Annotated in this window: 9 protein-coding genes; 6 read left to right on the forward strand and 3 right to left on the reverse strand. The window is 71.8% G+C overall.

Annotated elements, in window-relative coordinates; genetic code table 11:
- Window positions 1-58: 58 nt before the first annotated feature.
- The 5 genes from ACS5RC_RS18165 to ACS5RC_RS18185 all read left to right on the forward strand — a co-directional run bounded on the left by ACS5RC_RS18165 (window position 59) and on the right by ACS5RC_RS18185 (window position 6611).
- The gene (locus ACS5RC_RS18165; protein WP_478345299.1) at window positions 59-805 is read left to right on the forward strand and encodes a sigma-70 family RNA polymerase sigma factor; all 747 of its coding nucleotides are present in this window, start codon (window positions 59-61) and stop codon (window positions 803-805) included.
- Between the two features lie 156 nt (window positions 806-961).
- Complete coding sequence (paoA, locus tag ACS5RC_RS18170) at window positions 962-1615, forward strand: aldehyde dehydrogenase iron-sulfur subunit PaoA (RefSeq protein WP_478345300.1); 654 nt, start codon at window positions 962-964, stop codon at window positions 1613-1615.
- A gap of 10 nt (window positions 1616-1625) precedes the next feature.
- Entirely contained in the window at window positions 1626-2600 is a 975-nt protein-coding gene (locus tag ACS5RC_RS18175) for an FAD binding domain-containing protein (protein WP_478345301.1), read from the forward strand.
- 40 nt (window positions 2601-2640) lie between these two features.
- Window positions 2641-4866 carry a molybdopterin cofactor-binding domain-containing protein gene (locus tag ACS5RC_RS18180; protein ID WP_478345302.1) on the forward strand — a complete coding sequence of 742 codons (2226 nt, stop codon included), beginning with the start codon at window positions 2641-2643 and terminating at the stop codon, window positions 4864-4866.
- Between the two features lie 122 nt (window positions 4867-4988).
- On the forward strand, window positions 4989-6611 hold the full coding sequence (locus ACS5RC_RS18185) for an ABC-F family ATP-binding cassette domain-containing protein (RefSeq protein ID WP_478345303.1): 1623 nt from the start codon (window positions 4989-4991) through the stop codon (window positions 6609-6611).
- Window positions 6612-6711: 100 nt separating this feature from the next.
- Here the strand turns inward: ACS5RC_RS18185 and chrA are convergent, their stop codons facing one another.
- From chrA to ACS5RC_RS18200, 3 genes are all read right to left on the reverse strand, one after another.
- Window positions 6712-8112: a chromate efflux transporter gene (chrA, locus tag ACS5RC_RS18190; protein WP_478345304.1), complete on the reverse strand. Its 1401-nt coding sequence runs from the start codon at window positions 8110-8112 to the stop codon at window positions 6712-6714.
- A gap of 1 nt (window position 8113) precedes the next feature.
- Window positions 8114-8944 carry a chromate resistance protein ChrB domain-containing protein gene (locus tag ACS5RC_RS18195; RefSeq protein ID WP_478345305.1) on the reverse strand — a complete coding sequence of 277 codons (831 nt, stop codon included), beginning with the start codon at window positions 8942-8944 and terminating at the stop codon, window positions 8114-8116.
- A gap of 627 nt (window positions 8945-9571) precedes the next feature.
- Window positions 9572-10729, reverse strand: coding sequence for a hypothetical protein (locus ACS5RC_RS18200; RefSeq protein WP_478345306.1), 1158 nt, complete (start codon window positions 10727-10729; stop codon window positions 9572-9574).
- A gap of 292 nt (window positions 10730-11021) precedes the next feature.
- On the opposite strand from ACS5RC_RS18200, the gene ACS5RC_RS18205 reads away from it, so the two are divergent.
- Window positions 11022-12554: a class I adenylate-forming enzyme family protein gene (locus ACS5RC_RS18205; RefSeq protein WP_478345307.1), complete on the forward strand. Its 1533-nt coding sequence runs from the start codon at window positions 11022-11024 to the stop codon at window positions 12552-12554.
- Window positions 12555-12572 lie beyond the last annotated feature (18 nt).

Genomic DNA, 12572 nt, shown 5'->3' on the forward strand with positions numbered 1-12572 from the left:
AGAACAAGGTGACGCGAAATCGAGCCAGCTCGAACAACTTCTAGGCGAACGAGGTCCGATGTCCGGCAAGCACGCCCTGCCCAGCGCCTCAGCGCATCCCGCGGTCGCCCCGGCCCTGACCGAGGCGATCCGCAGCCATCTCGGCAACCACCTCCAGGCAACCTACGCGGCGCTCCGGCCGGTGCCGCCTTCGCAGAACATCGCCGAGCTCGTGGCCAAGCTCGACGCCGCCCTGGCCAAGGCCCAGGACCGCGACGAGGGCGCGTTCCGGGCCGGCCTGCTCGAAGCGGTGCCGAGCCTGCACAATTTCGCGGTCTCGCTGACGCGGAACCCGACCGCGGCCGACGATCTCGTCCAGGACACGCTGCTGCGCGCGTGGCGCAGCCGGGCGAGCTTCAAGGCCGGCACCAATCTCGGCGCCTGGCTGTTCACCATCATGCGCAACGCGTTCTACAGCGTGCATCGCAAGCAGTCGCGGGAGGTGTCTGACACCGACGGCGACCACGCCGCCCGCCTCGCCACCGTCCCGGCCCAGGGCGGGCATCTCGATCTCCAAGACGTCCAGGCCGCCCTCGACCGCCTGCCGGCGGTGATGCGGGAGGCCCTCATCCTCGTGGCCGTCGAGAACGCCTCCTACGAGGAGGCGGCCGAGATCCTGAAGTGCCGGATCGGCACGGTGAAGAGCCGGGTCTGGCGCGCCCGGGACCAGCTCGCGCACATGCTGGGCTATACCGGCGCCGAGGTCGGGGCCGACCACCTCACCCTGTCCGCGCTCGGGCACGACGGGCTCGCGGCCGAGATCTGAGCCCGCCGCGACCGGGAGCCCCCCCGCGCCCATACGGCGCAGTCTGGACCGGATCCAAGCTGCAATCCTCGCGTTGGCCTCGCGCACAGATTGAGATGCGCGGACGCCACCCGTCCGCGCCAGGCCGGCCCCGGTTGCCGGCACGGGATGGCGCGCATGACCGACAGAACGGACGGGACGGGCCCCACGCTGACGCGTCGGGCCGTGATGGAGGGTTGTGCCGCGGCGGCCGGCGCGGTGAGCTTCGGCTGGCCCGGCCGTGCGGTGGCGGCCCCGGCGCCCGGCGATCCGGCGCCCCAGACCCTGCCCGTCCGCCTCACGATCAACGGGCAGGCGCACGACCTCGTCCTCGACACCCGCACCACGCTCCTCGACACCCTGCGCGAGCATGTCGGCCTGACCGGCACGAAGAAGGGCTGCGACCATGGCCAGTGCGGCGCCTGCACCGTCCTCGTCGAGGGGCGGCGCATCAATTCCTGCCTGACCCTGGCGATGATGCATGACGGCGAGGCCGTCACCACGATCGAGGGCCTGGCGACCGGCGAGACGCTGCACCCGCTCCAGGCGGCCTTCATCCAGCACGACGGCTTCCAGTGCGGCTATTGCACGCCGGGCCAGATCTGCTCGGGCGTCGGCATGCTCGCGGAGGTCAAGGCCGGCTGGCCGAGCCATGTCAGCGCGGACGTCGCCGCCCGCCCGAGCCTGACCGACGCGGAGATCCGCGAGCGGATGAGCGGCAACATCTGCCGCTGCAGCGCCTACCCGAACATCGTCGCGGCGATCCGCGACGCCGCCGGCACCGATCTCTGAGGAGCGCGCCATGAAGGCCTTCACCTACGAGCGCCCGACGAGCGTCGCCGAGGCCGCGCGGATGGCCGGGGAGCGGCCGGACGCCCGCTTCATCGCCGGCGGCACCAACCTCCTCGACCTGATGAAGCTGCAGATCGAGACGCCCCGCACCGTGATCGACGTGAACCGGCTGCCGCTCGATCAGGTCTCGGACACGCCCGACGGCGGCCTGCGCGTCGGCGCGCTGGTGCGTAACGCGGATCTCGCCGCCCATCCGCGGATCCGCACCGATTACGCGGTGCTGGCCAAGGCGCTGCTCGCGGGCGCGTCGGGCCAGCTGCGCAACAAGGCGACGACGGCCGGAAACCTGCTCCAGCGCACGCGCTGCTACTATTTCTACGATACGACGAAGCCCTGCAACAAGCGCGAGCCCGGCTCCGGCTGCTCAGCGATCGGCGGCTTCACCCGGATCATGGCGGTGCTCGGCACGAGCGAGGCCTGCATCGCGACCAACCCCTCCGACATGAACGTGGCGATGCGCGCCCTCGACGCCCGCGTCGAGACCGTGAACGGCCGGGGCGAGGCGCGCGCCATCCCCATCGCGGAGTTCCACCGCCTGCCCGGCGACACGCCGCAGGTGGAGACGGCCCTGAAGCCCGGCGAGATCATCACGGCGGTGACGCTGCCCAAGCCCGTGCCCGGCACGCATGTCTACCGCAAGGTGCGCGACCGGGCCTCCTACGCCTTCGCCACCGTCTCGGTGGCGGCGATCGTCGCCCGGGGCGAATCCGGCAAGCCGACGCTCGCCCGTCTGGCCTTCGGGGGCCTCGCCCACAAGCCGTGGCGGGTCGAGGCAGCCGAGGCCGCCCTGGTCGAGAGCGGCTCCGCGGATGCGGCGGCCGACCGGGTGCTCGCGGGCGCCAGGGGCTACGGCGCCAACGACTTCAAGATCCCGCTGACCCGGCGGACCCTGCGCGCGGTGATGACCGAGATCTCCCGCGCCTGAGCGGCCCCGCCCGATCCAGGATGCCTCCGAGGATTCCCCCATGGACATGAACCAGCCGATCGGCGCGACGCCCCTCGACGGACGGCCGAACGGCCTCGTCGGCAAGCCGGTGGACCGCATCGACGGGCGCCTCAAGGTGACGGGCCGCGCGCCCTACGCCTACGAGGTGCGCGAACTCGACAACCCGGCCTACGGCTTCGTCGTCGGCTCAGCGGTGGCGCGCGGCACGATCCGGTCGATCGACGCCGACCGGGCGCGGCGGGCTCCCGGCGTCATCCTGGTGATGACGCACGAGAACGTGCCGCCCCAGGGCGAGAAGCGCGAGCAGGTCTGGCCGCAGCTCACCGGGACGGAGGTGACGCATTTCGATCAGGCGGTGGCCTTCGTGGTGGCCGAGACCTTCGAGCAGGCCCGCGCCGCCGCGGCGCTGGTGAAGGTCCGCTACGACACGAAGCCCCCGAAGGCCTCGCTCGCGGCGGCGATGGGCGAGACCTACAAGCCCGCCAAGGCGCAGACCGAGCCGGATTCCCAGCTCGGCGATTTCGAGGGCGCGTTCGCCTCGGCGCCGGTGAAGCTCGACACGACCTACACCACGCCGCCCCAGATCCACGCCCAGATGGAGCCGCACGCCACGATCGCGGCCTGGGACGGCGACGCCGTGGTGCTCCACACCGCCAACCAGATGCTGAACCGCGGGCAGAAATCCCTCGCCTCGGTCCTCAAGCTGCCGCCCGAGAAGGTGCGCCTCGTCAGCCGCTACATCGGCGGCGGCTTCGGCTCGAAACTCCAGGTCCTGCCCGAGGCGATCCTGGCCGCCCTCGCCGCCAAGGTGGTGAAGCGGCCCGTGAAGGTGGCGCTCACCCGGCAGCAGGAATTCCACGTCGCCACCCATCGCACCGACACGATCCAGCGCATCCGGCTCGGCGCCGACCGCGACGGGCGGCTCACCGCGATCGCCCACGAATCCTGGTCGAACGCGGCCGAGGGCGACGTGTTCTTCGAGACGGCGGCCAACGTCACGCGCTCGCTCTACGCCGCGCCGAACCGGATCACCCGGCACCGCATCGCGAACCTCAACGTGCCGATCACCTCGGCCATGCGCGCGCCGGGCGAGGCGGTGGGCCAGCTCGCCTTCGAATGCGCGATGGACGAGCTGGCCGAGCAGCTCGGGATCGACCCGGTCGAGCTGCGCATCCGCAACGAGCCGAGCGAGGATCCCGAGAAGCAGGTCCCCTTCACGGTGCGCCAGCTCGTGCCCTGCCTGCGCGAGGGCGCGCGGCTGTTCGGCTGGGAGAAGCGCCAGGCCGCGGGCACGATGCGGGACGGGCGCTGGATGGTGGGCCTCGGCATGTCGGCGGCGGCCCGCCTCAACCCGCTGATGCCCTCCGCCGCCAAGGTGCGGCTCGGGCCGGACGGGATCCTCACCGTGCGGATGGCGATGACCGACATCGGCACCGGCACCTACACGATCCTGGCCCAGATCGCGGGCGAGATGATGGGTCTGCCGATCGACCGCATCCGCGTCGAGATCGGCGACACCGCCTTCCCGATGGCGGCGGGCTCGGGCGGCTCGTTCGGCGCGGGCTCGGCCGGCTCGGCCCTCTACGTCGCCTGCGACAATCTCCGGCAGGCGCTGCTCCGGGCCGGCGACCTCCAGGCCGAGGGCGCGGTCTTCGAGAACGGGCGCGTCGCCTCGGGCAACCGCTCCGAGGCGATCGCCGACCTCGCGGGCGGGGCCGGGCTCGAGGCCGAGGGCGAGATCAAGCCCGGCACGCTGAAGGACCGGTTCTCGCACTATTCCTTCGGGGCGCATTTCGCCGAGGTCGGCGTCGACCAGGATACCGGCGAGATCCGCCTGCGGCGCATGCTCGGCGTGTTCACGGGCGGGCGCATCCTCAACGCCAAGACCGCCCGCTCGCAGGCGATCGGCGGCATGACCTTCGGCATCGGCGCCGCGCTGATGGAGGAGGCGGTGATGGATGCCCGCTTCGGCACCTTCGTGAACCACGACCTCGCCGAGTACCACGTGCCGGTCCACGCCGACGTCCCGGCGATCGAGGCGGTGTTCCTGCCCGAGCTCGACGACAAGGCCAATCCGCTCAAGAGCAAGGGCCTGGGCGAGCTCGGCATCTGCGGGGCCGGCGCCGCGCTCGCCAACGCGGTCCACAACGCCACCGGCATCCGCATCCGCGACTACCCGCTGACGCTCGACAAGGTGCTGAAGGGCCTGGACGAGCGGGACGGGCAAGCGCCGCGGCGAAGCTGAAAAGCCGCGGCGAAGCTGAAGCGCCGCGGCGGGGCTGAGGCGGCACGCCCGGCACCGGCACCCTATCGCTGCGGCGCACCATGCCGTAAGTGCGCGGGATCCGTCGAAGGTCCCGCGCACGCATGATCCGCCTCGAGAAAATCGGCAAGCAGAACGGCCGCCAGATCGTCTTCATCGAGGCGTCCGCCGCCCTGCAGAAAGGGGAGAAGGTCGGTCTCGTCGGGCCCAACGGCGCCGGCAAGACCACCCTGTTCCGCATGATCACGGGCAGCGAGCAGCCCGACGAGGGCCAGGTCGCGGCCGACCGCGGCATCACCATCGGGTATTTCAGCCAGGATGTCGGCGAGATGGCCGGCCGCAGCGTGCTGGCCGAGACCATGGACGGCGCGGGGCCGGTCAGCGCCGTGGCGGCCGAGCTGAAGGCGCTGGAATCGGCCCTGGCCGACCCGGACCGCATGGACGAGATGGAGGCGCTCGTCGAGCAGTACGGCGAGGTGCAGGCGCGCTTCGAGGAGCTCGACGGCTACGCGCTGGAAGGCCGCGCGCACGAGGTTCTGGCGGGCCTGAGCTTCAGCCCGGAGATGATCGAGGGCGATGTCGGCCGGCTGTCGGGCGGCTGGAAGATGCGCGTGGCGCTCGCCCGCATCCTGCTGATGCGCCCCGACGTGATGCTGCTCGACGAGCCGAGCAACCACCTCGACATCGAGAGCCTGATCTGGCTCGAGGGCTTCCTCAAGGGCTTCGAGGGCGCCCTCCTGATGACCTCGCACGACCGCGAGTTCATGAACCGCATCGTCTCCAAGGTGATCGAGATCGACGGCGGCGCGCTCACCACCTACTCGGGCGATTACGGCTTCTACGAGCAGCAGCGGGCGCTCAACGAGACCCAGCAGCAGGCCCAGTTCGAGCGCCAGCAGGCGATGCTCGCCAAGGAGATCAAGTTCATCGAGCGCTTCAAGGCGCGCGCCTCCCACGCCGCGCAGGTGCAGAGCCGGGTAAAGAAGCTCGACAAGATCGAGCGCGTCGAGCCGCCCAAGCGCCGCCAGAGCGTGGCCTTCGACTTCCAGCCCGCCCCGCGCTCCGGCGAGGAGGTCGTCACGCTCAAGAAGGTGCACAAGCGCTACGGCAGCCGCAGCATCTACGAGGGGCTCGACTTCGCCGTGCGGCGGCGCGAGCGCTGGTGCGTGATGGGCATCAACGGCGCCGGCAAGTCGACGCTGCTCAAGCTCGTCACCGGCAGCACCGAGCCCGACGACGGCGCGGTGGCGATCGGATCGAGCGTGAAGCTCGGCTACTTCGCCCAGCACGCGATGGACGTGCTCGACGGCGAGGCGACGGTGTTCGAGTTCCTGGAGGATTGCTTCCCGCAGGCCGGCCAGGGCTCGCTGCGGGCGCTGGCGGGCTGCTTCGGCTTCTCGGGCGACGATGTGGAGAAGCGCTGCCGCGTGCTGTCGGGCGGCGAGAAGGCCCGGCTGGTGATGGCCCGGATGCTCTACGATCCGCCGAACTTCCTCGTGCTCGACGAGCCGACCAACCACCTCGACATGGGCACCAAGGAGATGCTGATCGCCGCGCTGGCGCGCTACGAGGGCACCATGCTGTTCGTCAGCCACGACCGCCATTTCCTGGCCGCCCTGTCGAACCGCGTGCTCGAACTCACCCCCGACGGCATCCATCAGTACGGCGGCGGCTACACCGAGTACGTCGCCCGCACCGGCCAGGAGGCTCCCGGCCTGCGGAGCTAGGCTGACAGCTCCGCCGACCCGCCCGGGGGAATGATCCGAGCCCCGGCGGCAAGCGCCGAGACGAGCAGCCGGAGGCCGGCCGCCCCGATCGCGCGGGTCCTCACACGGCGCCCGCGAGATGCAGCAGGATGCCGGCGCCCGAGCAGGCGACGAGCGTCGGGATCAGCCCGATCCCGAACCGGAACACCGCGACGAGCGCGGCGAGCGACAGGGCGAGGGCCCAGGGGTTCAGGCTCGCCGGCACGGGCAGGTCGAACCGGAACGGGCCGGCCGTGACCGGATGCACCTCGGCGAAGACCGTGTGCAGCGCGAACCAGACCGCCAAGTTCAGGATGACGCCGACCACCGCGGCGGTGATGGCCGAGAGGGCGCCGGCCAGCGCCCGGTTGCCGCGCAGCCGCTCGACGTAGGGCGCGCCGACGAAGATCCAGAGAAAGCAGGGCGCGAAGGTCACCCAGGTGGTGAGGAGCCCGCCCAGGGTTCCGGCGAGCAGCGGCGGCAGCGTGCCCGGGTTCCGGAACGCGGCCATGAAGCCCACGAACTGGGTGACCATGATCAGCGGGCCCGGCGTCGTCTCGGCCATTCCGAGGCCGTCCAGCATCTCGCCGGGACGGAGCCAGCCGTAATGCTCGACCGCCTGCTGGGCGACGTAAGCCAGGACCGCGTAGGCGCCGCCGAAGGTGACCATGGCCATCTTGGAGAAGAACACCGCCACCTGGGCGAACACGTCAGCGGGGCCGACGAGGGCGAGGACGGCCAGGACAGGCACCCACCAGAGCGCGGCCCACAGGGCGAGGATGCGCAGGGTCCGGCCGACGGCGGCACGCTCTTGCGGCAGCTCGTCGTCGCCGAGCAGGTAGGGTCCGGCATCGGCCTTGCCCGAGGCGCCGTGGCCGCCGCCGATGCGGAATTGCGGCAATCCCGCCCTGCCTCCGGCATAGCCGATGGCCCCCGCGGTCAGCACGATGACGGGGAACGGCACGTCGAGCAGAAAGATCGCCACGAAGGAGGCCGCCGCCAGCGCGATCATGGCGTGGCTCTTCAGCGCCCGTCGCCCGATCCGCAGGACAGCCTGGGCGACGATCGCCAGCACCGCGGCCTTGAGCCCGAAGAACAGGCCCGCGACGAGGCCGACATTGCCGTAGAGGGCGTAGACCCAGCTCAGGGCCATGATCGCGAGGACGCCCGGCACGACGAACAGCCCGCCGGCGACGAGCCCGCCGCGGGTGCCGTGCATGAGCCAGCCGACATAGGTCGCGAGCTGCTGCGCCTCGGGTCCCGGCAGGAGGGTGCAGAAGTTCAGGGCGTGGAGGAAGCGGTTCTCGGAGATCCAGCGCCGCTCCTCGACGAGGATGCGGTGCATCACGGCGATCTGCCCGGCCGGCCCCCCGAACGAGAGCGCGGCGATGCGTGCCCAGACGGGCACGGCCTCGCGCAGAGTGACCGGCACCGGGGCGGCTCGGATGGCGGCCCTTTGCGCGACGGTGGCAGTGCGGGCCATGTCAGGCCTTTCCCTTCGGCTTGTTGGCGGGCCAGTTATGGGTCTCGTCGGACGCGTCCCTGCACCAGCGATAGAACGCGTCGTACAGGAGCATGCCGGCGTCGAGCTGCTCCAGGTCGTCCGCGTAGATCCGCGACAGGCCGAGCGAGGCGGCGAGGAGTCCAGCGGCCTCGGGGGCGAGGTCGGGACGGCCGGTATCGGCGCCGCGCACCAGCGTCGCGAGGCGCAGGAGCGGTTCGGTGGCCAAGCCAAGCTCCTCGACCATGACGTCGAAGGTGCAGAGTTCGCCCCGGTGGCTCCAGACGATGCCGGGCCCCTCGACGTCGAAGGCCTCGGCGTGGAAGCGGGCCGCCACGCCCGTGACCTCGGAGGGCGGCACGAACAGGAAGACCGCGTCCGGGTCGACGAACCGGCGGATCAGCCAGGGGCAGGCGATGCGGTCGACCTTGGGACGCGACCGGGTGACCCAGACCGTGCGGCCCCGCGGGTCGCGGTTCCGGAGCTTGTCGACCGGAAGCATGGGACGTTCGGCAGCCGCCCAATCCGCGGTGCCGCCCTCCAGGACCTCGGCATCCACGCCGGCGGACCGCAGCCAGGCGGCGACGCCATGGCTGTGCTGCTGGCCGTCCCGGCAGATCGCGACGACGGATCGACCGCGGAGCGCGCCGGCCCACTCGGAGACGGTGTCCCAGGGCCGCGGGGCGGAGGCGGGGACGAGGCGCGGATCTGCCCGGAGGTCCGCTTGGGGGCGAACATCGACGAGGACCGGGCACGAGGCGGTGCCGATCAGGCGGGCGAGTTTCTCGGACGGAATGGTGTTGGGCGGGGCCATGGCGCGTCCTTGCAGAAGCTGCAGGGTGGACGCGATGCTTCAGCCGGAGCCTCGTCGGGAGATCGCATCCCGATCGCGTCCATTCAGCCCCGGATGAGCCGCGTGTCAAGCGAGGTCGATCACCCGAGGCGTTCCGTCTCGGTCGTCGCAGGCGGAGACCGCGCCCCGGATGATTGGTCTCGGCGGACCGACAATCCGGCTCGACACGACGGCTGAGAGACGCTTCGGAGATCGGCCGTGCGCCTTGAGATGGTTGCCCCCGGCACCCGTAGCAAAGAGGGGTTCGTCGAAGCCGGCCTTCGCGGCAACCCGCCGTGAAGCCCGGATCGCACGCGCGCCGAGCGTCGGCATCCCGAGACGAGGGATGGACCAGAGCGGCGCGCTGCGGCTCACGGGCATGGATTTCTCAGGTCGACATCGTCCGCCCCCGCGCGGGGCCGTCCCGGCCTTGTGCCGAGCCTCTGCGACGGGTCGAGGCTGTGCGAAAAGCGGAGTTCCGCAGAGCGATCGACCGCCGAAGACCCTGGGCGGCGCGACGACCCGGGTGGGGCGTCGACATCCCGGCGGGCGGGCCCGCGGATCGCTCCGCGGCGCGAGCGGAACCGGCCCCGAGGGGGCGGGCGCGCCTCAGCGCCCGGCCTCGGCGGCGGTGACGCTGAACGGCTTGCGGATGAGCGCCACCCGGTCCGAGAACTTGTCGCGCAGGGTGAATTCCACGACGTAGGGGCCCGGATCCAGGGCGGCGAGGCCGATCGACAGGTTGACGAAGAAGTTCGGGGCCGCGCCCGCGAGATCCTCGGTCTCCAGCGTGAACTCCCGGTCGATCACGGCCTTCTCTCCCAGGACGATCGTGGTGTCGGGCTTGCGGATCTCGCAATCGATCACGAGACCGAACCGGCTCTGGGTCTTGGACACCGGCACCACCGTCTCGCCCACCGGCTCGAGATAGGCGATCACCGTGTCGGTACGGTCGAACGCATCGGAGCTGCGGGCATCGACGTCCCCGTATCGGTCGGCCTTGCGCTTGACGAAGACCAGCCGCCGCGTGTCGAGGCCCTGCGCGGGCGCGACCGGCGCGGAGGCAGCGGGCGCGGACGCCTTCGGCACCTCGGGCGGCGCCGCGGTCGCGAGCTTCGGCGCTTCGGGCGCGGCGGCTTTCGGCGCCTCCGGGGCAGCGGCCTTGGGCGCCTCCGGGGCGGCAGCGTCGGGCTTGGCCCCGCTGCCGCCCGCCCAGAAGCTCGTGGTGCTGGGCGTCACCCGCACGCTCTTCATGATCGCCGCGATGTCGGCCTCGTTGTCCGCGCGCTGCTCCTCCGATCCCCAGAGGGTCAGCATCACCACGCGGTTGCCGCTCGCCTCCAGGATCACGAAATCGACCAGAGTTTTGCCGTCCTTGTCCTTGGTGTCGTAGCGGATCACCCGGCCCGGAACGCCGGAGAAGTCCATCGTCCGCTCCGTCGGCTTGACGCCGGCGTTGATCTTGTTGCGCTTCATCCAGTCGCGGTTGTTCTTCAGCAGGGCGTCGAGCTCGCTGCGGGGGCCGTATTCCAAGTAGAAGTTGAAGACGTGGTCGGGCGATTGCGCCTGCATGCCGTCGTCGTTGCTCTTGGCGTCCCAGGTATCGGGCACGGTCAGGGTGATCGCCGGGTTCTTGGCCGGAACGCTGAATTCGGCCGCCCAGGCCGGAAGCGCCAGAAGGCCGGAGACGAGGCCGGAGACGAGCCCGGGGAACAGACCGCGGAGACGGCGCGAGGCCGTCCGGGGGCGACGGGTGGAACGTGACATGGCAGCGCAACCGAGGACGAGCCGCTCGCGGATCCGAGCGCGCGGGAGCCTGCCGCAGGCTCGATCCGGGTGCCATGTCTGAGCGTCCCAAAGTTCGGCCCCTGCGTGCCGGACTTCGCGCCGGCCTCCTCGCCGGCCACCGTGCCAAGTGCCGTGTCAGCCGTCGTCTCGGTCCTCTCGGTCGTCCTGGCCCCGGGCCGGGCCTCCCGCCGCCCTGGCGGCGTGCCCGTGTTGACGGCGCCGCCGCCGATGCCCGACACGGCAGGCCGAAGATCAGCCCGGGAGCGCCCTCGTGTCCGACGACCGCCATCCGCCCGCCCGCTTCAACGCCGCCCGCTACGGGCTCGGCGAGAACGCGCGCCTGCGCCCGGACAAGACGGCCCTCGTCATGGTCGGCGAGGCCGGCCACGTGGCGCGCCTGAGCTTCGGCGCGGCCGACCGCGCGGTGCGGGGCATCGCGGCGGGCCTGCTGGCCCGCGGCCTGCGGCCGGGCGACCGCGTGATGATCCGCATGGGCAACGAGGCCGACTACGTGCTGGTCTATTTCGGCGCGCTGGCGGCGGGCCTCGTCGCCCTGCCCTCCTCGCCCCAGCTCACCCCGGCCGAGGCGGCCTTCCTGATGGAGAATTCCGGGGCCGCGGCGGTCGCCGTCGCGGGGGGCTGCCGCGTCGAGCCCGCCGATCTCGGGACGCGCCTCCTGCTCGAGCCCGCCGACATCGCCGCGATGAAGGCGGGGCCGCCGCTGGCCGATTACGCCGACACCGCCGCGGACGATCCCGCCACCCTGGTCTACACCTCGGGCACCACGAGCCGGCCGAAGGGCGTGCTGCACGCCCACCGCACCATCTGGGGCCGGCGCCCGATGCTGGCGCACTGGCTCGGGCTCTCGGAATCCGACGTGATGCTGCATGCCGGCACCATGAACTGGACCTACACCCTCGGGGTCGGCATCACCGACCCCTGGGCGGTGGGCGCCACCGCGGTGCTCTACAACGGCCCGCGCGACCCGGCCGTCTGGCCGCGCCTCGTCGCCGAGCACGGGGCGACGATCTTCGCCGCGGTGCCGAGCCTCTACCGGCAGATCCTCAAATACGGCGATCTCGCGGGCCACGATCTCTCCAGCCTGCGCCACGGCTGCACGGCGGGTGAGGCGCTGCCGGTCGATCTCCTCGACGCCTGGACGCGGGCGACCGGCAAGCCCCTCTACGAGGCGCTCGGCATGAGCGAGATCTCGACCTACGTCTCGAGCGGCCCGACCGTCCCGGTCCGCCCCGGCTCCCCCGGGCGCCCGCAGCCCGGGCGCCGCGTCGCCATCCTGCCCCGCGACGGGGCGCCGGAGCCGCTGCCGCCCGGCGAGACGGGCCTGCTGGCGGTGCACCGCTCGGAGCCCGGCCTGATGCTCGGCTACTGGAACCGGCCGGACGAGGAGGCGCAGGTCTTCCGCGGCGCGTGGTTCGCCGGCGGCGACCTCGCCCGGCTCGACGCGGACGGCTATCTCTGGTTCGAGGGCCGCAACGACGACCTGATGAACGCGATGGGCTACCGCGTCTCCCCCAACGAGGTCGAGGGCGTGCTGGCCGAGCATCCGGCGGTCGCCGAGGTCGGCGTGGCGGAGCTCGCCGTCCGGGCGGACGTTCGGGTGATCTGCGGCTTCGTGGTGCTCCAGCCCGGCGCCGTGCCCGATGCCGACGCGCTGCTCGCGTGGTGTCGGGGCCGACTCGCGGCCTATAAGTGCCCGCGCGAAATCCGCTTCCTCGCAACGCTGCCGCGCACGCCCAACGGCAAGGTCCAACGCAAGCGCCTCTCCGAGGCCGCAGACCTCTGACGCCGGAGCCCGCCGCTT

Source organism: Methylobacterium sp. HJ2, assembly GCF_056431005.1.

Bases quoted from the DNA above. Each gene is read 5' to 3' on its own strand.
- ACS5RC_RS18180 (WP_478345302.1), top strand. From the start codon at position 2,641: ATGGACATGAACCAGCCGATCGGCGCGACGCCCCTCGACGGACGGCCG.
- paoA (WP_478345300.1), top strand. From the start codon at position 962: ATGACCGACAGAACGGACGGGACGGGCCCCACGCTGACGCGTCGGGCC.
- ACS5RC_RS18185 (WP_478345303.1), top strand. From the start codon at position 4,989: ATGATCCGCCTCGAGAAAATCGGCAAGCAGAACGGCCGCCAGATCGTC.
- chrA (WP_478345304.1), bottom strand. From the start codon at position 8,112: ATGGCCCGCACTGCCACCGTCGCGCAAAGGGCCGCCATCCGAGCCGCC.
- ACS5RC_RS18165 (WP_478345299.1), top strand. From the start codon at position 59: ATGTCCGGCAAGCACGCCCTGCCCAGCGCCTCAGCGCATCCCGCGGTC.
- ACS5RC_RS18200 (WP_478345306.1), bottom strand. From the start codon at position 10,729: ATGTCACGTTCCACCCGTCGCCCCCGGACGGCCTCGCGCCGTCTCCGC.
- ACS5RC_RS18195 (WP_478345305.1), bottom strand. From the start codon at position 8,944: ATGGCCCCGCCCAACACCATTCCGTCCGAGAAACTCGCCCGCCTGATC.
- ACS5RC_RS18175 (WP_478345301.1), top strand. From the start codon at position 1,626: ATGAAGGCCTTCACCTACGAGCGCCCGACGAGCGTCGCCGAGGCCGCG.